Origin of the sequence: Rhodococcus sp. WAY2, from assembly GCF_009859915.1 — a bacterium.
Taxonomy (GTDB): Bacteria; Actinomycetota; Actinomycetes; order Mycobacteriales; family Mycobacteriaceae; genus Rhodococcus_F; species Rhodococcus_F oxybenzonivorans.
Map to the genome: position 1 here is coordinate 4,264,304 of NZ_CP046572.1, position 18,049 is coordinate 4,282,352.

Sequence of the window (18,049 nt, forward strand, 5' to 3'; positions counted from 1 at the left end):
CACGGCCGGACACGAGACGCAACCGATCGTTCACCCTGGCGATCGGGCAGCCCAGCGAAAGGCGAACGATGCAGAAAACCATCGAACTCACAAAATCCGATACCACTGCCCCCGAGAGCGACCATTCCCGCCGTGAGCGTTCGGCGGACGTGCGTACCGGACCCCGGAACGTCCCCCTACGCTCCGTGGTCATCGGGGGACTGATCACGATTCTCGTAGTCGCACTCGCGCTGCTCGGGTGGCAACTTCGGAACACGACGAACGAGCTGGGACAACTCCACGATGCTGCGGCGAACCAGCAGGAGGCAGAACGGATCGCCCTCGACTACGCCACCGGGGCCGCCGAAATGGATTTCCGCGACCTGCCCGCATGGCGAACACGGCTGACGGCAGGTACCGCCCCGGAACTGTCGAATCGCCTCTCGCAGGCGGCGACCTCGATGGAGCAGATCATTGCTCCGCTCCAATGGACGTCGAGCGCACAACCTATCTCGGCGAAGGCCGAACCGGGACCGGACGGAACCTATTCGGTGGATTGCTTCGTCAGCGTCCTGACGAAGAACAGCCAGGCGCCCGACGGGATCCAGTCGACGGCAACCTACAAGATGACCCTCGACAGGGAAAACGAGTGGAAGATCACCGAAATCAGTGGAATCGGCACGGCTCTCGACGGTGACGAGGCGCCACGGTAGGCCGACATCGGGGCCCACTGCCGGCGGCGGCGTAGATCGCGTACTCAGTCGCCGGCAGGCAGAAGCGAGGGGATCAGGAAGGTGCGGATCTTCTCTCGGAATCGTTCCAGTGAGCCGGTGCCGCCGTTGAGTTGGCTGATACACATGATTTCGAGTTCCGAGATCCATTCGCAGAGCAGTGTCAGGTCGATGTCGGCGCGGATATCGCCGGCCTCCTGCGCTTCACGCAGTATCGGCTCCCACAGTTCACTCGTCAGTTCGACGGCCTTCCCCGACGTGGTCAGCAGTGAGTTCGCCAGGGTCATCTCGGACGGGGAGACGAGAAGGTGAACCATGGGGTCGCGCAGACCGCTCTCCACGTTCTGGCAGATGCCCTCGACGAGTCGCTCCTCGATCGTGGGCCACTTGGCGATGAAGGCGCGCGCGGGCGTCATGTTCATACGGGCACGCCGTGCGACCGATTCGATGATCAGACTTTCTCGGTCCGAGAAGTACCGGTAGACGGTTGCGCGGGACATGTCCGCCGCTCGCGCGACGTCCTCCATGGTCGTCTTCGTGATTCCGAAGCGTTCGAAGCACGACTCCGCCGCGGTGAGGATTGTCGTGCGGACGTCGGTCGCGGGGTCGTTTCCAGTCCTTGCAGCCACCAGGAAACAGTACCGCCACAATTCTGCGTGAGACGCTAGACAATGAATGTCTCATGTGCCACTCTCGGTGTATGGAGCGAGAAGACAAGATCACACTCACCGAGCGGCTGATCGCACATGTCGACAACAACAGCACCGACTACGCGGACGACCTGCTTCGAGTGCCGTTCTCGGTGTTCACCGACCCGGAACTCGCCGAACGCGAACGCAAGGTGGTCCGGCGACTGCCGCACATCGTCGCCCACGTCGACGAGCTGAAGAAGGCGGGCGACTTCGTCACCACCGAGCTGATCGGCACACCGCTACTGGTGGTGAAGCAGACGGACGGCAGCGTCAAGGCCTTCTCCAACGTCTGCCGACACCGTGGTTCGAAGGTGGAGTTCGACGAATCGGGTTGTAAGCGCATCTTCAGCTGCCCGTATCACAACTGGGCGTACGGCCGCGGCGGAGATCTGCGGGGAATGCCGCACGCCGAAGGCTTCGACGGCATGGACCGCTCGCAGTACGGGCTCGTCGAGTTCCCCTGCGAGGTGCGACACGGCCTGGTCTGGGTGGTTCCGACAGTCGGCGCCGATCTCGACATCGCAGGAATCCTCGGCGCCAAGCACGACGCGGAGGTGACGGCGACCGGAATGGCCGAGTCGTTCCAGGTGCGGAAGGAGACCTGGAAACTCGACATGAACTGGAAGATCGCCGTCGACGGGGTCCAGGACTCGTACCACCTCTGCCAGTTGCACACCAAGACCGTGTGCAATTACCTCGAGGGCAACATCACGGCATACGACCTTGTCGACCGCTCGTGGCGAATCGTCGTGGCCCGCAAGTCGATCACCGAGGTTCGGGGTGCAGATCCGGACTCCTTCGACGTCCGCGACTACTCATTGGCGAACTACACGATCTACCCCGGCACGATGCTCGTGACGGAGCCCAATCACTTCGAGATCTGGACGATCGTGCCCGACACCGAAGATCCCAACGTGTCGTACTGCACCATTCGGCTCCTCTCGCCGAAGGAGCCCGAGACCCCGCGCGAGAAGCGGATCCTCGACAAGAACTGGGAACTCCTCATGGAGACACTGCACGCCGAGGATTGGTTCGTCACGAAGACGATCACGGCGAACGCGGCGCACGGCCAGGTCGACGAGCTGATCTACGGACGGAACGAGCTGCCCGGTCAGGTTTTCCACAAGATGATCACCCGGGATGCCGAGGAGGTCGCTCGCGAGGAGGCGGCGGTCGGCGGTGTGAGATGACGCCGGGCGACCTGCGTCGTTCGTCGCCGGCTCCCGGCGTACTGCAGCTCGACCTCGCTCGGCCGGACGTGCACAACGCGATCTCGCTCGGGCTGCAGCGCGAACTCGATGCCGCGCTCACGGACGCGGCGGCCGATCAGGCCGTTCGGGTCGTGGTGCTGGCGGGAGAGGGTCCGGCGGCGTTCTCCGCCGGATACGACTTGAAGGAACTACGGGCGATGACTCCCGACGCCGGCACTCTGAGCATGCTCGAACGGGACGAGCTGTTGTGGAGGTACTTCACGTTTCCCAAACCCACCATCGCCGCTGTCCACGGAATGGCCTACGGCGCGGGGACCCTGCTGGCGGTGTGTTCGGATCTGCGGGTGGGTGGCCCCGACACCCGCATCACCGTCACCGCGGCGAAGTACGGCGGCGCCAATCTGACCTGGGTACTCGACACGCTGATCGGCGCGGGACAAACCCGCGATCTGCTGATGACCGCACGAGCAGTGTCCGGCGCGGAGGCCCTCCGAATGGGGCTCGTCTCCCGGTACGCGGCCGATGGCGACGTCCTCGGTACCGCGCTCGAGGCGGCCCAACAGATTGCGGCGCAGCCCCCGGAATCGATGCGCGAAATCAAAGCGCTGCTGCTCGAGGGGCCCGGGCAGGGTCTGCGGAGCCGATACGACCGGGAGAACACGGTGTCGCGCACGACGCTGCGACCGCGTCCGGTCGAGGAGATGTTCAGCCCGTACTTCGAAAGTCGGGTCCGATGACCCGCAGGTCGCCACTCCTCTCCACGGAAAGCGAGGTCCGGATGGACGCCACCGTCGGGGCGCGCGACGACATCTGGAGTCCGAGCTGGGACGACCCGTTCGAACCGACCACCGACAGTGACGACGAATTCGCCGAGTTGACCGAGGCCCTGCGCGCCGTGCAGGAGGCTGTCACCCGCAGCCGCCCGAACCCGGAAACTGCGGGTCGCGCTGCGCGGACGCTGCGTGACCTCGCGGCGCGGCTCGCGGAGTTCGAGGTCGATGAGGACGAGCAGATCTCCGGCCGACGCTGGGATCTTCCCGGGCGAGGTCACACGCTCTCGCCACCCCTCCACGTCGATGAGGTGACCGAGACGCGAGCGCGTGGGCACGTCACCGTCGGTAGATTCCATTCCGGGCGATATGCGATGAACGGTGGCGTGACGCCGCTGATCTTCGACGAGATTCTCGCGCGCCTCGCCAACAGTTCCGGCAGACCGTGGGCGCGGACGGCATACCTGCGCGTCGACTACCGCGCTCCCGCCCCGCTCGGCGTCGAATTGCGGGTGGAGGCCGAATTCGCCGGCCAGGATGGCCGCAAGCGCTTCATGCGCGGTGCGATGTATCACGGAGACGTCCTCGTAGCCGAAGTCGAGGGACTCTGGATCGAGCTGAAACCTGATCAGACACACAATGTCTCGCTGACCGCCGGTCGGGGAGTGGAGGAGAGTTCATGAGTGGTTACTCGCTGTTGGACGGAGTTCGGATTCTCGAGGTCGCGCAGCTGGCGCCGGCATCGCTCGGCGGGCACCTCGCCGATCTGGGTGCCGACGTGATCAAAATCGAGTCCGGCCCACTCGGGGATCCCGTGCGCGTCGGTGGCAGCCGTGCCGTCGGAGGCGAGGACGGTCCGGCGTTCATGCACCTGCGCTGGAATCGCGGAAAGCGAAGCGTCGCGCTCGATCTGCGCACCCCCGAGGGAAAGCAGGCCTTCCTCGACCTTGCGCGTTCGTGCGACGCGGTGATCGAGGGCATGCGAGGCGGATATCTCGACTGGCTCGGTATCGGCTATGAGCAACTGCGACAGGTGAATCCGAAGATCGTGCTGTGCACGGTGTCGGGCATGGGCACCGATGGCCCGTACCGCGGTCTCGGCACGGGTGGCCCGGTGTTCGACGCGTACGCCGGGCTCCGCGAGGTTTCCACTCCCGCGCAGCCGCCGACCGAGGGCATGGCGGGATCGACCGCGCCTCCGATCGCGATGTACGCGCTCGGCGCATACGGGGCGATGGGACTGCTCGCCGCATTGCACAAGGCCGGCGCCACCGGCGAGGGATGCCATGTCGAGGTGGCGGGCATCGATGTCGCCGCCGCGTGGATGCCGGACCTCGTGGATGCGGCGTTGAACGAGGACCGCTCGATTCCCCGTCCGACCTGGCTGCCGGACGGGCGACTGCCCGACTGGCCACGGCTCGAGGCCTACCGCACCAGCGACGGCGAGGCGATCCTGTTCGGGTCGCACGTGGACAAGTTCTGGCACAACTTCCTCGTCGCGGTCGGGCGCGAGGACCTGATCGGCGTCGATCTCACCAGCACGGACGACGGCGCCCCGGCTCGCGCGGATCTGGTGTGGCGGGCGCTGACGGAAATATTCGCGCAGCGCACCCGCGCCGAGTGGGTGCAGCTGTTCCTGGACCACGGCATCGCAGGTGGCCCGGTCAACAGCGTCGCCGACATGCTCGCGGACCCGCACTTCCGGGCGCGGGAGAACACCTACCGGGTCGACTACCCGGGGGTTGGTGAGCTCGAGTTCATTGCCAGCCCGGTGCGCGTCGCAGGGGAGAAATTCGCCCCCGCCCTGCCGCCGGTCGTGGGCGCGGATACCACGGAGGTGCTGCGGGCGGTCGCGCGGTACGACGACCGGCGCATCGCGGCGGCGACCGACCCGGCGCGAGCGCCCCGGTAGAAGACTTTCGCCGGTTGCTTCCGGCGCATATCCCGGCGAACGACGCCCACGCGAAATATGTTGTGTGGGTGCAGTTTGCGTGACAAACACAGGATCGATGCCGAGCCGCGGGAACTCCCAAATCGGACATTGCGCACCATGCCTACAACTGTTAGGTTTACGACACGCAGTGAGGGTGATCACACCCATCGACGCCGCGGCCGGGACGACCGGCTGACGACAACGAGGAGCACAGATGAATCTCGCGGACCTGACCCGGTTCTGGGGAAAAACGCGTTCGCAGCAGCAGGCGATCGTGTTCGGGGACACGTCGCAGACCTGGGCGGAGGTCGACGCGATCACCGATGCGCTTGCTCGCGGACTGGCGGCCCGCGGCGTCCGCAAGGGTGATCGTATCGCCGTGATGATGCTCAACCGCCCCGAACTCGCGCATGTCATCCTCGCGACGCTGAAGCTCGGCGCCATCAGCGTCCCGCTCAACTTCCGGCTCACCGCCAAGGAGCTGGCGCCGATGGTGGTCGACTCCGCGCCGCGCGTGGTGATCGTCGAGGACGACTTCGCGTCGCTCCTCGAGGTTGCCGCCGAGGAAGCGGAGTTCGAGACCTACGCGATCGGGGGCACCGGCCACCAGCCGTACGAGCGGCTGATCGACCCCGGGGCCGCGCCCGTCGTCGCCATCGACGCCGACGACCCCGGATTCATCTGCTACACGTCGGGGACCACCGGTGTGCAGAAGGGCGCCCTGATCACCCACCGCAATGCGATGACGCCCGGCATCTCGCAGTCGATCACCTTCGGCTTCTCGTCCCGGGACCGGGTGCTGTGCTCGGCCCCGCTGGTGTACACCGGCTCGATCCTGTCGATCTTCATGCAGCTCGTCGTCGTGCCCGGCGCGACGATGGTCCTGCTCCGCGAGTACGACCCCGAGATCGCCCTCGACACCTTCGAGCGGGAGCAGATCACGGCCACCACCACCGTCCCGGTGATCTGGGAACGGATGACGATGCTGCCCGACTTCGGCACCCGCACGCTCGCGAAGTTCACCTTCGCCGGCACGGGCGGAGCGCCGGTCAGCCTGGACCTCCTCGACTTCTACCGCTCGCACGGCATCCCACTCACCCAGTGCTACGGCCTGACCGAGGCGTCCGGCATGGTGTCGACCCTTGCCTACGAGGACGCCGTGTCGCGCCCGGGTTTCGCCGGGCTGCCGCTGGTCGGCACCCACGTCCGGATAGGCGATCCGGGAGTCGACACCCCGGCCGGGGAGGTCGGCGAGATCCTGGTCCGCGGCGAGCACGTTCTGCGGGAGTACTGGAACAAGCCCGAGGCCACCGAGGCGACCCTCGAGGACGGGTGGCTGCGCACCGGCGACCTCGGCATGCAGGATGAGGGCGGATTCCTGAAGATCGTCGATCGCAGCAAGGACATGCTGATTTCCGGGGGCCTGAACGTCTATCCCGCAGAGATCGAGAAGGCACTGCACGGCATCGAGGGACTGGTCGACCTCGCGGTCATCGGCGTCAAGGACGACCGCTGGGGCGAAGTGCCGATGGTGGTGTTCCACAGTGAGCGTGCCGCCGAGGAGATCGTCGCCGACATCGCCGAGGTCGCCGGCGAGAACCTGGCGAAGTTCAAGCGTCCCAAGCACGCCGTCGCGCTGGGCGAACCCCTCCCGCGCACCTTCTCCGGCAAACTCGCCAAGCCGTCTCTGCGCCAACGCTTTCCCGAGGTGCCCGTCGACGCACTCGCCGTCGACGGCACCATCACACCGGTCTGAGGCGTGTCCGCTCAGCTCGAGGCTTCATCCCCCGCGGTTCCCCCTTCCGAGAGGAATTCACGTCGTGGCCCCAACTCGTGAAATAAACATTTCCCAACTCATCGACACCGCACCGGTGTCAGCCCTCCAGAAACGCGCCATCGGGTTGTGCCTGGCGCTCGCGATCCTCGACGGCATGGACGCCCAGCTGATCGGCTTCGCGATTCCCGCACTGTCCGAGGACTGGGGACTGTCCAAGGCCTCGTTCGGACTGCTCCTGGCCCTCAGCAGCGGCGCGATGGTCGTCGGCAGCCTGCTGTTCGGTCCCGTCGCCGACCGGTGGGGCCGGCGCCGGGTAATCCTGCTGTGCACGGTGCTGTTCGCGGTGTTCACGCTCGCGTCCGCATTTGCGCCGTCCATGGGTGTGCTGATCGTGCTGCGTATCCTCGCCGGAATCGGGCTCGGTGGCGTCACCCCGAACCTGATCGCCCTGACCAGTGAATACAGCCCCGCCCGCAGCCGCTCCACCCTGGTCACCATCGTCGTCGCGGGCATGTCACTCGGCGGCTTCCTCGGCGGACTCGCCGCCGCACAACTGATCCCGGCATACGGCTGGCAGTCGATCTTCGTGGCCGGCGGCGTTCTCCCGCTGATCGTGGCGGCACTGGCGTGGGCCGGACTCCCGGAGTCGGGCAAGTTCCTCGCAGCCCGCGGCGACCACGCCGGCGCCGCGAAGATCCTCTCGGCGATCGCCCCGCAGGCGGGCGTCACCGGATCGGTGACGTTCACCGTGGATACCGCCGTGGCCACCAAATCGCCCATCCGGGAACTCTTCGCCGGAGGCCGGGCGCTCGACACGGTGCTGCTGTGGGTCGTGTTCGTCATCAACTTCCTGGTGATCTACTTCCTGTTCGGATGGATGCCGTCGTTGTTCAGCCAGGCCGGGCAGAGCCCGTCCAACGCGATCCTCGCCGCGGCGCTGTTCAACCTCGGCGGCATGGCCGGAGCGCTGTCCATCGGGTGGATCACCGACCGGGTCGGCACCGCGTGGGCTCGATCCCGGGGGTCGGACGCCGCCTACGCGGTGGTGATGGCCGGCTACACGCTCGGCGCCCTGTTCATCGGTGCCGTCGCGATGTTCCTGGCGAACTCCACGCTGTTGCTGATCACCATCTGCATCGTGGGATTCGGCATATCCGGCAGCTCGGCGGGCATCATCGCGATTGCCGCCTCGATCTACCCGGTAGCGGCACGCTCGACCGGCATCGGCTGGGCCATGGGAATCGGGCGCATCGGGTCCATTGCCGGGCCCACCCTGGGCGCCGCCCTGATCGCGGCCGGAATGGATGCCCGCACGATCTTCCTGCTGATGATCGTGCCGACCGCCGGCGCCGTCCTCACCCTCGGTGCACTGTTCGTGCGGGAACGACTGCGCGGCCGCGGCGTCCCCGGGGCTGGCGAAGCGAGGGCTGTGGAATCGAGCGCTGCCGACTCGAGGGCCGTGGAGTCGTCGGCCGGCACGGTCGAGGCGCACTGACCCATGCGATCCGTCACGTCGAGGGCTACCTCGTTCTGCAGGCTGTGCGCCTCCTCGTGCGGGGTTCTGCTCGACATCGAAGACGGGCGGATCACACGGGTGCTCGGCGATGCCCACCATCCGATCTCCGGTGGATACACCTGCCCGAAAGGGCGTCGCGGCGGTGACCTCGTGCACGGGCCGGACCGGTTGACCACCTCGATGTGGCGCAGCGCCACCGGCACCCATGAACCGGTGCCGGTGGCGCAGGCGACCGCCGATATCGCGGGCCGGCTGCGCGCCATCGTGGATCGGCACGGACCGGATGCGGTAGCGCTGTTCATGGGGACGCAGCAGAACTTCGCCGCACTCACCCCGCCGATGGCCCGCGCCTGGTTCCGGGGCACCGGCTCACACAAGCTGTTCTCGACGATGACCATCGACCAGTCCGCGAAATGGGTTGTCGCGGAACGTATGGGCACATACCTCGGCGGCCGGCAACGCTTCGAGGATGCAGACGTATGGTTGCTGGCAGGCACCAACCCCGTCGTCTCCGGCAACGGTGGCGACGGGGACGGCGCGGTGGTGCAGAACCCCTCGGTCACCCTGCGGGCGGCGCGGGAGCGGGGCGTGAAGCTGATCGTCGTCGACCCGCGGTGCACCGAGACCGCCGCCCTGGCCGACATCCACCTGGCGCCCCGGCCGGGGACGGACGCGGTGCTCTTCGCCGGCCTGCTCCACGTCGTCCTCACCGAACACCTCCACGACACCGACTTCTGCCGCCGGTACACCGCCGACCTGACCGCGCTCCTCGATGCCGTGTCCGACGTGACTCCCACTGTCGTGCAGGGCGTCTGTGGTGTTCCCGCCGATCGGATCCGCGAAGCGGCACGCGTGTTCGCGGGCGGGAGCCGGGGGATGGCGACCAGCGGCACCGGGGTGTGCATGGGCCCGCACTCGAACCTCGCGGAGCACCTCGTCGCCGCTCTGAACGTGGTGTGCGGCAGGTACCTGCGCGAGGGAGAGCAGGCAGACGACCGCGCCGTCCTGACCCGGCACCAGCCGGCGCGCGCGGAGGTCGCTCCGCCCACCCGGGCGTACGAGCACGGATTTCGCAGCCGAATCGGTGGGGTGCGGGCGATTCGCGGCGAGCTGCCGTCCGGCATCCTCGCGGACGAGATCCTCGAACCCGGCCCCGACCGGGTTCGGGCGCTGATCGTCTCCGGTGGTAATCCCGCGGCGGCGCTGCCCGACCGCGGGAAAGCGTTACGCGCATTGCGATCACTGGATCTGCTGGTGTGCGTAGACCCCCGGATGTCGGACACCGCGCGGCTCGCCGACTACGTCATCGCCCCGACCACCATGTACGAGCGCGCCGACCACACCGTGATCATGGAGCCGTTCTTTCCACGCCCGTTCGCGCAATACACTCCCGCGATCGTGACCGCGCCGCCCGGCGTGGTCGACGACTGGCGGTTCTTCCTCGACCTTGCCGCCGCCTCCGGGCAGTCGGTCAAGTTCGCCGGCCGTATCCTCGACCCCGCCGCGCCGCCGACCTCCGAACAGTTGCTGGCGATGATGACCGAGCGCGGACGCGTACCGTTCGCCGACCTGGTCGCCGCTCCGCACGGATATCTCGCCGGGCGCAGCGGTGCCGTCGTGGGTCCGGCCAGCGAGGACGGTGCGGGACACCGCCTGACACTGATGCCCGAGGACGTGCGCGGCGAACTGCACGCAGCACTCACGGACAAGGCCGTCACGTCGCAGTTCCCGTTCCTTCTGACGGTGCGACGGATCCGCGAGGCCGTCAACTCCACCGGCACCCGAATCCCGGGGCTCGTTCCCGGCGGCGCCAATCCCGCGAGCCTGCACCCCGCCGACCTCGCCGACCTGGGTATCGGCGACGGGCAGGCGGTGACTGTGCGGTCGGCGTCCGGACGCCTGCGTGCGACCGCACGGGCAGATGCCACCCTGGCCCGGGGCAGCGTGTCGATGACGCACTGTTTCGGCAGCGTCGACCCGCGCGAGGACGTCGGAGTGAACGTGAACGCGCTGACCGGAACCGGTGAGGGTGTCCAGTCGATCAACGCGATGCCCACCATGACCGCGGTTCCCGTCGCGGTCGAGCCCACCGCAATCGAACAGGACGCGTGATGACCACCGCAGAACCGATCGTCGGGCACCGAATCTGCCCACTGTGCGAGTCGACCTGCGGGCTACTCGTCGAGCTCGACGGCCGCACCATCGTGCGGGTCGCACCGAACCCCGACGACGTACTGAGCAGTGGGCACAGCTGCGCGAAAGGCCTCGGCCTCGGCCGCATCGAGAACGACCCCGACCGGATCCGGACACCGCTGTTGCGCACCGCGGACGGTGGATTCCGCGACGCCACCTGGGACGAAGCATTCGGCGAGATCGACCGGCGGCTACCGGAGTTCGTCACCGGCGACCCGGGCAGCTGCGCGATCTACCACGGCAATCCGGCTGCCCACCACCTGGATTCGACGTTCTACCTCGGTGAGTTGATCGGCGCGGTCGGCACCCGGAACATCTACTCGCCTGCGAGCGTCGACACCTGGCCGAAGAACCTCGCGCACATGCTGCTGTACGGCACCGGCCTCGGCATGAGCCTGCCCGACCTCGACCGCACCGACTACCTGCTGATCCTCGGCTCGAACCCGATGGTGTCCAACGGCAGCACCGTCACCGCACCCGGCATCCACCACCGCCTGCAGGCGCTGCGCGAGCGGGGCGGCACCCTCGTCGTGGTGGACCCGGTGCGGACCCGCACCGCCGAGGTCGCGGATCTGCACGTGCCGATCCGGCCGGGTACCGACGCCCTGTTTTTGCTCGGGGTGCTGTCCGTGATCGCGTCCGAGGGACTGTCCAGGCCCGAGCGGGTGCCGGACGTGGTGGACGGTCTCGACGCCGCCCTCGCGATGGCGGCGGAATTCGAGCCCGATGCCGTCGCCGCGGCGTGCGGGATCGACGCCGATGTGATCCGTTCGGTGGCTCGTGGGTTCGCGGGTGCTCCTGCAGCGGTGGCGCATTCGCGGATCGGCACCTGCATGCAGGAGTTCGGCACCCTCGCGAACTGGCTCGTAGAGGTACTCACCATCGTCACCGGCAATTTGGACCGGCCCGGAGGGGCGATGTTCGCCTTGCCGCCCGCGGGTGGGCAGAACACCTGGCCGGTGACCAGGCCGCCGAAGCTGATGTTCGACCGGTGGCGTTCGCGGGTGCGGGGACTGCCGGAGGCGATGGGGGAATTGCCCGCGGTGTGTTTTGCGGAGGAGATCCTCACTCCCGGACCGGGTCGCACCCGGGCGCTGATCACCCTCGCCGGGAACCCGGCCCGCTCTCTGCCCAACAGCGGGGCGATCGAGGAGGCGCTCGGCGCCCTCGAATTCATGGTGTCGGTGGACTGCTACCTCAACGAGACCACCCGCCATGCCGACGTGATCCTGCCCCCGCCCCCGGTGACGACCCGGGGCCACCACGACGTCACGCTCGCGCACTTCCAGATCCGCAACGTCGCGCGGTACACCCCACCCCTGCTGGACCTCGCCGACGGCGAGATGGCGGAGTGGCAGATCCTGCTGCGGCTGGCAGCGATCGCCAAGGGAACCCCGCACCGTCCGGTCGGTGAGATCGACGACGAGGTGGCCGCCCTCGCGGCCCGGCGCGCCGCGAAACTCGTCGGCTGCGAAACGGGACGGGCGATGGACGCCGTGAACGGCCGCCGCGGCCCGCAGCGACTGCTGGACCTGCGTCTGCGCAGCGGACCCTACGGCGACCGGTTCGGGCTCGACCCGGACGGGCTGACTCTCGCACTGCTGGAGGACAGTCCGGACGGCATCGACTACGGGCCGCTGGCGCCGCGTGTCCCGGAGGTGCTGCGCACCCCGGACGGGCGGATCGACCTGATGCCGGACATGATCGTCTCCGACCTGCCGCGGATGCGCGCGAGCGTCACGAGGGCAGCCCCGGATCTGCTGCTGATCAACCGGCGCCAGCGTCGCGGCATGAACTCGTGGCTGCACAATGCCCTGCCCCAACCGGATGCCGGCCAGTGCGCCCTGCTGGTCAGCCCATCCGACGCGGCCGAGCGGGGTCTGGTGAACGGCGACCAGGTGTCGGTCACGTCCAAGGTCGCCACCGTGACGGCCGAACTGCGGATCGACGACACGCTGCGTCCCGGTGTGGCGAGCATGCCGCACGGGTGGGGCCACGACGGACCGGGCCTGCGGACGACCCGGTCGGCCTCGGTGCCCGGCAGCAACTACAACGCCCTGGTGGACGACACCACCGACCTCGAGGCGCTCACGGCGTCCCCGATCTTCAACGGCGTCCCGGTCACGGTGACGCGCACGAGCGAGGAGCATCCCTGATGGCGTACGTGGTCACCCAGAACTGCTGCAACGACGCGACCTGTGTCGCGGTCTGCCCGGTCGACTGCATCCACCCGACCCCCGCGGAGCGGGACTACCAGCGCACCGAGATGCTGTACATCGACCCGGGCGCCTGCATCGACTGCGGCGCCTGCTCCGACGTGTGCCCCGTGGACGCGATCGTCCCCGGCGACGCACCTGCCCCCGACATCGACCGGTACCGGGAGATCAACGCCGAGTACTTCCAGCGCAATCCACGCAGCATTGCGCCGGGCGCGCACGTGCAGCCGCTTCCGCTCGCCCTCGCGACCGCCGGCGTCGCGGACCCCCCGCCGCTGCGGGTGGCGATCGTCGGATCCGGACCGTCCGCGTTCTACGCCGCCGAGGAGCTGCTGGCCCGTCGCGACATCGCCGCCGAGGTCACCATGTTCGAACGACTGCCCGTGGCCGGTGGACTCGTGCGGTTCGGCGTCGCGCCCGACCACTGGCACACGAAGACGGTGGACCGGGTGTTCGATCGCACCGCGCGTCGTGACGGCTTCACGTTCCATCTCGGCGTCGAGGTCGGGCGGGACGTGTCGATCGACGAAGTGCTCGCCCATCACCATGCGGTGATCCACGCGTCCGGCGCGGCGGGCGACCGGCGCCTCGGCATCCCCGGCGAGGACCTGCCGGGCAGCCATGCCGCCCGGGAGTTCGTCGCCTGGTACAACGGTCACCCCGATCACGCCGACCGCGTCTTCGACCTCACCGCATCCCGCGCCGTCGTGGTCGGCAACGGCAACGTCGCGTTCGACGTCGCCCGCATCCTCGTCTCCGACGTGGAGGCCCTGCGCCGCACCGATATCGCCGATCACGCCCTGACCGCACTGGCCGACAGCCGCATCGAGGAGGTGGTGGTGCTCGGCCGACGGGGACCCGAGTACGCGGCCTGCACCACTCCGGAACTGCTCGCGCTCGGCTCCCTGCCGGGGATCGACGTCCTCGTCGACGGCCCGGTTACGGCAGGTCCGGATGCGCCGACCAAGCTGCGGATCCTGGCCGACTACTCCCGGCGGGAGCCGACTCCGGGGAACAAGCGCATCGTGCTCCGCTTCGGCGCCACCCCGAAGGAGGTGACGGGTGACGGGCGTACCGCGGGACTGATCGTGACCGGCACCGACGCAGGCACCGAGGACCGGATCGAGTGTGGTCTGGTCCTGCGGGCGGTCGGGTACCGCGGACTGCCGATCGCCGGCCTCCCGTTCGACGAGGCCGCCGGAACCGTCGCCAACGTGTCGGGCCGGGTGACCGTCCCGGACACGGGGCAGGCCGTGGCCGGCCACTACGTGGCGGGCTGGATCAAGCGCGGCGCGACCGGGGTGATCGGCACCAATCGCTACTGCGCGGCGGAGACCGTCGAGGCCCTCCTCGCCGATCACCGCGCGGGACTCCTCCCCGCCCCGACCGGGACCTCCGCAAACCTGGCGGCGCTGGTGCGCGAACGCCGACGCGACGCGCTCGGCGGTGCGGACTGGCGCGCGATCGACCGCTTCGAGCGCGAGCGCGGCCGCGAGGCAGGCAGGCCCCGCATCAAGATCGTCGACGCCGGGCAGGCGGCTGTCGTCGCGGGTGCGGCCGTCCGATGACCCCGAAGGACACGACCCAGGTGCACACATTCTGCCGCATCTGCGAACCGGGATGCGGCCTGCTCGCCGACGTCCGGGACGACGAGGTGGTCCGGTTGCAACCGGACCGGGATCATCCCGTGCATCAAGGGTTCTCCTGCCACAAGGGCGTGCACTACCTGCAGGTCCACTCCGATCCGGACCGGCTCGACCGGCCGCTGAAGAGGACCAATCCGCGGAGCGAAGAACGCGGCGACTTCGAACCCGTCGACTGGGATGTCGCGGCGCGCGAGATCGCCGGCAGGCTCCAGGAAATACGGCAGAAGTACGGCCGCAACGCCCTCGCCGTCTATCAGGGCAACCCGTCGGCGTTCAACGGCGCCTATTACGCGAACGCCGCCACGCTCGCCCGCGGCTTCGACACCCGGATGCGCTTCAGTGCGGGAACGCAGGACACATCGGCCAAATATGCGGCGAGTGAGGCGATCTACGGCGCGTCGATGGCACATCCGATCCCCGACCTGCTGCACACGGACTACTTCCTGTGCCTCGGCAGCAACCCGCAGGTCTCGCACATGACGCTGATCCACATCTCGGATCCGATGGCCAAGATCCGCGCCGTGAACAAGCGCGGCGGAACCGTGCTGTTCGTCAATCCGCGCCGCATCGAGTCGTCGTCACCGGAGACCGGTGAGGTACTGCTGATCAAGCCGGACACCGACTTCTACTTCCTCGCCGGAATTCTGCACGAGATCGTCTTCCGGATCGGGTACGACCGGGACGAGGTGGAACGTCACGCGCGACGCGTCGACGAACTGCTCGACTTCGTCCGGCAGTATCCCGTCGACCGGATCGCCGCGGTCACCGGTATCGACGCCGACACGATCCGGCAGGTCGCCCACGACTTCTGCGCGGCGCCGAGCGCGAGCATCTACATGGCGACCGGCGTGAACCAGGGCCGACAGGGCACCCTGGCCTACTGGATGCTCACCATGGTGAGCCTGTTCTCCGGCAACCTCGGCAGGCGCGGCGGCAACATCTACTCCCGGGGTGTCGCCGATGTCGTGCAGGGCTCGAAGCGCAAGCGGGAGAATCCGTTCTACGACGGTCCCTTCGGTGAGATGCGCACCGTCAGCGGTGACCTGCCCGCCGCGCTCCTCCCGGAGTTCATCGAGAACCCCGACGACCCGATCCGCGCACTGATCGTGGTGTCGGGCAACCCGCTGCTGTCGGTCGGCGGTGACGGCCGCCTGCGCCGGGCGTTCGAGCAGTTGGATTTGATCGTCACCGTCGATTTGTATCGGACGGTCACCGGCGAGATGGCGGACTATGTTCTGCCCGCGACGGACTGGCTGGAACGGGAGGACATCAATTTCCTCAACACGATGGGCGTCGCGATGGAGCCCTATGTGCAGTACACGCCCGCCGTCGTGCCGGCGAAGGGGGAGCGCCGCGACGACTGGTGGATTCTGTCCCGCATCCAACAGGAGATGGGCGTCCCGACTCTGCTGGACGACCCGGACCCGAATCCGTTCGCCGCGGTCGACGCGATGATGCGAGACTCGGGTCTGAGTATCGACCTTCTCGCGACGATGCCCTGCCAGACCGCGGTGCTGCCGGAGGCCGATCCCGCGCACGTGTTCAGCATCGCGGTCCAGCACGAAGACGGACTGATCGACTGCTGCCCCGCACTGTTCCAGCGCTCGTACGAGACCGCCGAACGCATTCTCGAGGAGCTGGCTGCGGAACCCGCCGACCAACTCAAGCTGATCACCCGGCGCACCCACTACATGGTCAACAGCTGGCTGCACAACCTTCCCGTTTTCAAACAGGGTGTCCACCAGAGCAATCCGCTGTGGATGAGCCCGGACGACGCGCGGTGCCGCGGCCTGGTAGAGGGCGACGACGTCACTGTGCGCAACCGTCACGGTGAAATCGAGGCGGTTCTGGTCTGCGACGACACCCTCCGGCCGGGCGTCGTGGCGATGACGCACGGCTGGGGGCAGGGCACGGCCCGAGGACTGGACGTGGCGAGGCGCAACCCCGGTGTGAACGTCAACCGGCTCGCGCCCACCGGCACCGACGGTTACGACCCGCTCAGCAACCAGTCACAGCTCACCGGCATCAACGTCGAGGTGATCCGGAGCATGGGGTTCTCCGACGCCCGACGTCGGTGACTGACAGTGGGAGATCGGCGGAGACGCTTAGATGAGTGTTGCGTTGTATTGTGCGAGATGGGATCTGACCAGTTCCAGCCCGGCACGGTCATCGAGCTTGATCGGGTCCCGGGACACGGCCATCAGCTCATGCAGCTCCACACCGGCATTGGGTTTGATGGTCATGACGACGGAGAACCTGTCCTCGTCGTTGCGTGCCCGGTATTTGATACCGAGTACCCCTGCGGTTCCGTGCAGGATGGATGCTGCCCAGTGCCGGGTGGTCCGGTAGTCGACGGGGTCGCATTTCGTCAGCCAGGTGTCCTGACCGATCGCCGCCAGATGTGAGCCGTGCACCAGTGCGACCGGGACGTCGTCGGTGACGGTGACCTCGGACAGGACTCGACCCGCCAGCTTGGCCTTGCGCAGGATCCTCGGAACGTGATCATCCAGCGGCAGGGACCGGCAGTAGGTCTCCGCGATGCAGGTGGAGATGTCTTCCCCGAAGTAGCTGTAGTGGTACGACCCGTCGGAGGAGTCGAAGCGTCCGCCTCCCGCTCCGGCGGGGGTCGGATTCAGGGTCAGGGCGTCTCGGTCGGGGTCGGCGGAGTGGATGCGCCAGAGCTTGGTTCCGGCGGTGAGCGACCCGACGTGCCCGGTCACCGAGGCCGGTGGTGGGCGGTTAGGCAATGTCGTCGGCGATCTCGGCGCGCAGCAACGCGCGCACGGCGTCGTAGGCTCCCTCGCCGAGCAGTTGGGCCGGGGACTCGCGGTCTTCGGTCGACGGGTTGGGTGAGAGCCACCACGATGCGACCCCCCATGGATCGTCCCGGGCGCCGAGAGCCACGTTGCCCTCCCGTACTACCTGATTGGCCTCCTCTGGCAGGGAAAACTGAAACTCCGGGTACCGGAACTTCCCGGCCCGCTTGAGTCCGATGACTTCGCCTTTGGTGCTGAGTTTGCGCAGTGCATCGCTGGGGTTGGCCCAGTTCTTGTCGTACTTGTCGGCGACTTCTTTGGCGGAGAGGTGCGGGAACGACAGGATGCGTTCGACGGCGTCGCTGAGCACCGTCTTCTCGTCGAGGATGTCGTCCGATTCGATGAGCTCGAGGATCGGGTCGTCCCGATCGATCCGTCCGGCCAGCATGATGTGGGTGACCCTGTCGGCGACCAGTCGCATGCTCGGCCTCTTGTACAGCTCGGCGCGCATCCGGGCGATGAACTCGTGGTCGCTCACGCCGCTGCGCTGCTGTTGCGGATCTGCCTCGTAGCTCGAGGCCGCGGTCTTGCGCGCCATGTCCCCTCCTCGGTCCCGGGCAGATACTTCT

14 protein-coding genes are annotated in these 18,049 nt (G+C 67.8%); 11 read left to right on the forward strand and 3 right to left on the reverse strand.

From position 1 onward, the window contains the following. The first annotated feature begins 68 nt into the window (after positions 1-68). On the forward strand, positions 69-692 hold the full coding sequence (locus GFS60_RS19575) for a hypothetical protein (protein WP_159923782.1): 624 nt from the start codon (positions 69-71) through the stop codon (positions 690-692). Between the two features lie 44 nt (positions 693-736). On the opposite strand, the gene GFS60_RS19580 is transcribed toward GFS60_RS19575, so the two are convergent. Continuing rightward, positions 737-1,339 carry a TetR/AcrR family transcriptional regulator gene (locus tag GFS60_RS19580; protein ID WP_109333647.1) on the reverse strand — a complete coding sequence of 201 codons (603 nt, stop codon included), beginning with the start codon at positions 1,337-1,339 and terminating at the stop codon, positions 737-739. Positions 1,340-1,410: 71 nt separating this feature from the next. Here GFS60_RS19580 and GFS60_RS19585 point away from each other — a divergent pair, with 71 nt between their 5' ends. The 10 genes from GFS60_RS19585 to GFS60_RS19630 all read left to right on the forward strand — a co-directional run bounded on the left by GFS60_RS19585 (position 1,411) and on the right by GFS60_RS19630 (position 16,742). Then, on the forward strand, positions 1,411-2,592 hold the full coding sequence (locus tag GFS60_RS19585) for an aromatic ring-hydroxylating oxygenase subunit alpha (RefSeq protein ID WP_109333645.1): 1,182 nt from the start codon (positions 1,411-1,413) through the stop codon (positions 2,590-2,592). Further along, positions 2,589-3,350: an enoyl-CoA hydratase/isomerase family protein gene (locus tag GFS60_RS19590; RefSeq protein WP_159923784.1), complete on the forward strand. Its 762-nt coding sequence runs from the start codon at positions 2,589-2,591 to the stop codon at positions 3,348-3,350. The genes GFS60_RS19585 and GFS60_RS19590 overlap by 4 nt, the downstream gene beginning before the upstream one ends. A gap of 41 nt (positions 3,351-3,391) precedes the next feature. Then, entirely contained in the window at positions 3,392-4,066 is a 675-nt protein-coding gene (locus GFS60_RS19595) for a PaaI family thioesterase (RefSeq protein WP_236603515.1), read from the forward strand. Beyond that, a complete protein-coding gene (locus tag GFS60_RS19600) occupies positions 4,063-5,295 on the forward strand; it encodes a CaiB/BaiF CoA transferase family protein (protein WP_159923788.1) in 1,233 nt (410 codons plus the stop codon). Before GFS60_RS19595 ends, GFS60_RS19600 begins: the two co-directional genes overlap by 4 nt. A gap of 235 nt (positions 5,296-5,530) precedes the next feature. Next, positions 5,531-7,072 carry a class I adenylate-forming enzyme family protein gene (locus tag GFS60_RS19605; RefSeq protein ID WP_159923790.1) on the forward strand — a complete coding sequence of 514 codons (1,542 nt, stop codon included), beginning with the start codon at positions 5,531-5,533 and terminating at the stop codon, positions 7,070-7,072. 64 nt (positions 7,073-7,136) lie between these two features. Then, positions 7,137-8,588, forward strand: a complete 1,452-nt coding sequence (locus tag GFS60_RS19610) for an MFS transporter (RefSeq protein WP_236603205.1) — start codon at positions 7,137-7,139, stop codon at positions 8,586-8,588. 3 nt (positions 8,589-8,591) lie between these two features. Beyond that, positions 8,592-10,721 (forward strand): molybdopterin-containing oxidoreductase family protein, encoded by a 2,130-nt coding sequence (locus tag GFS60_RS19615; protein WP_159923792.1) that lies wholly within the window; start codon positions 8,592-8,594, stop codon positions 10,719-10,721. Further along, positions 10,721-12,958: a molybdopterin-dependent oxidoreductase gene (locus tag GFS60_RS19620; protein ID WP_159923794.1), complete on the forward strand. Its 2,238-nt coding sequence runs from the start codon at positions 10,721-10,723 to the stop codon at positions 12,956-12,958. Before GFS60_RS19615 ends, GFS60_RS19620 begins: the two co-directional genes overlap by 1 nt. Then, the gene (locus tag GFS60_RS19625) at positions 12,958-14,586 is read left to right on the forward strand and encodes an FAD-dependent oxidoreductase (RefSeq protein WP_159923796.1); all 1,629 of its coding nucleotides are present in this window, start codon (positions 12,958-12,960) and stop codon (positions 14,584-14,586) included. Before GFS60_RS19620 ends, GFS60_RS19625 begins: the two co-directional genes overlap by 1 nt. Next, complete coding sequence (locus GFS60_RS19630) at positions 14,583-16,742, forward strand: molybdopterin-containing oxidoreductase family protein (protein WP_159923798.1); 2,160 nt, start codon at positions 14,583-14,585, stop codon at positions 16,740-16,742. Before GFS60_RS19625 ends, GFS60_RS19630 begins: the two co-directional genes overlap by 4 nt. 27 nt (positions 16,743-16,769) lie before the next feature. Here the strand turns inward: GFS60_RS19630 and GFS60_RS19635 are convergent, their stop codons facing one another. Both GFS60_RS19635 and GFS60_RS19640 read right to left on the reverse strand, forming a co-directional pair. Beyond that, entirely contained in the window at positions 16,770-17,384 is a 615-nt protein-coding gene (locus GFS60_RS19635; protein WP_236603206.1) for an RES family NAD+ phosphorylase, read from the reverse strand. A gap of 19 nt (positions 17,385-17,403) precedes the next feature. Then, positions 17,404-18,018, reverse strand: a complete 615-nt coding sequence (locus GFS60_RS19640) for a hypothetical protein (RefSeq protein WP_159923802.1) — start codon at positions 18,016-18,018, stop codon at positions 17,404-17,406. Between the last annotated feature and the right edge of the window lie 31 nt (positions 18,019-18,049).

Bases quoted from the DNA above. Each gene is read 5' to 3' on its own strand.
- GFS60_RS19630 (WP_159923798.1), top strand. From the start codon at position 14,583: ATGACCCCGAAGGACACGACCCAGGTGCACACATTCTGCCGCATCTGC.
- GFS60_RS19575 (WP_159923782.1), top strand. From the start codon at position 69: ATGCAGAAAACCATCGAACTCACAAAATCCGATACCACTGCCCCCGAG.
- GFS60_RS19615 (WP_159923792.1), top strand. From the start codon at position 8,592: ATGCGATCCGTCACGTCGAGGGCTACCTCGTTCTGCAGGCTGTGCGCC.
- GFS60_RS19590 (WP_159923784.1), top strand. From the start codon at position 2,589: ATGACGCCGGGCGACCTGCGTCGTTCGTCGCCGGCTCCCGGCGTACTG.
- GFS60_RS19605 (WP_159923790.1), top strand. From the start codon at position 5,531: ATGAATCTCGCGGACCTGACCCGGTTCTGGGGAAAAACGCGTTCGCAG.
- GFS60_RS19620 (WP_159923794.1), top strand. From the start codon at position 10,721: ATGACCACCGCAGAACCGATCGTCGGGCACCGAATCTGCCCACTGTGC.
- GFS60_RS19585 (WP_109333645.1), top strand. From the start codon at position 1,411: ATGGAGCGAGAAGACAAGATCACACTCACCGAGCGGCTGATCGCACAT.
- GFS60_RS19640 (WP_159923802.1), bottom strand. From the start codon at position 18,018: ATGGCGCGCAAGACCGCGGCCTCGAGCTACGAGGCAGATCCGCAACAG.
- GFS60_RS19600 (WP_159923788.1), top strand. From the start codon at position 4,063: ATGAGTGGTTACTCGCTGTTGGACGGAGTTCGGATTCTCGAGGTCGCG.
- GFS60_RS19595 (WP_236603515.1), top strand. From the start codon at position 3,392: ATGGACGCCACCGTCGGGGCGCGCGACGACATCTGGAGTCCGAGCTGG.
- GFS60_RS19625 (WP_159923796.1), top strand. From the start codon at position 12,958: ATGGCGTACGTGGTCACCCAGAACTGCTGCAACGACGCGACCTGTGTC.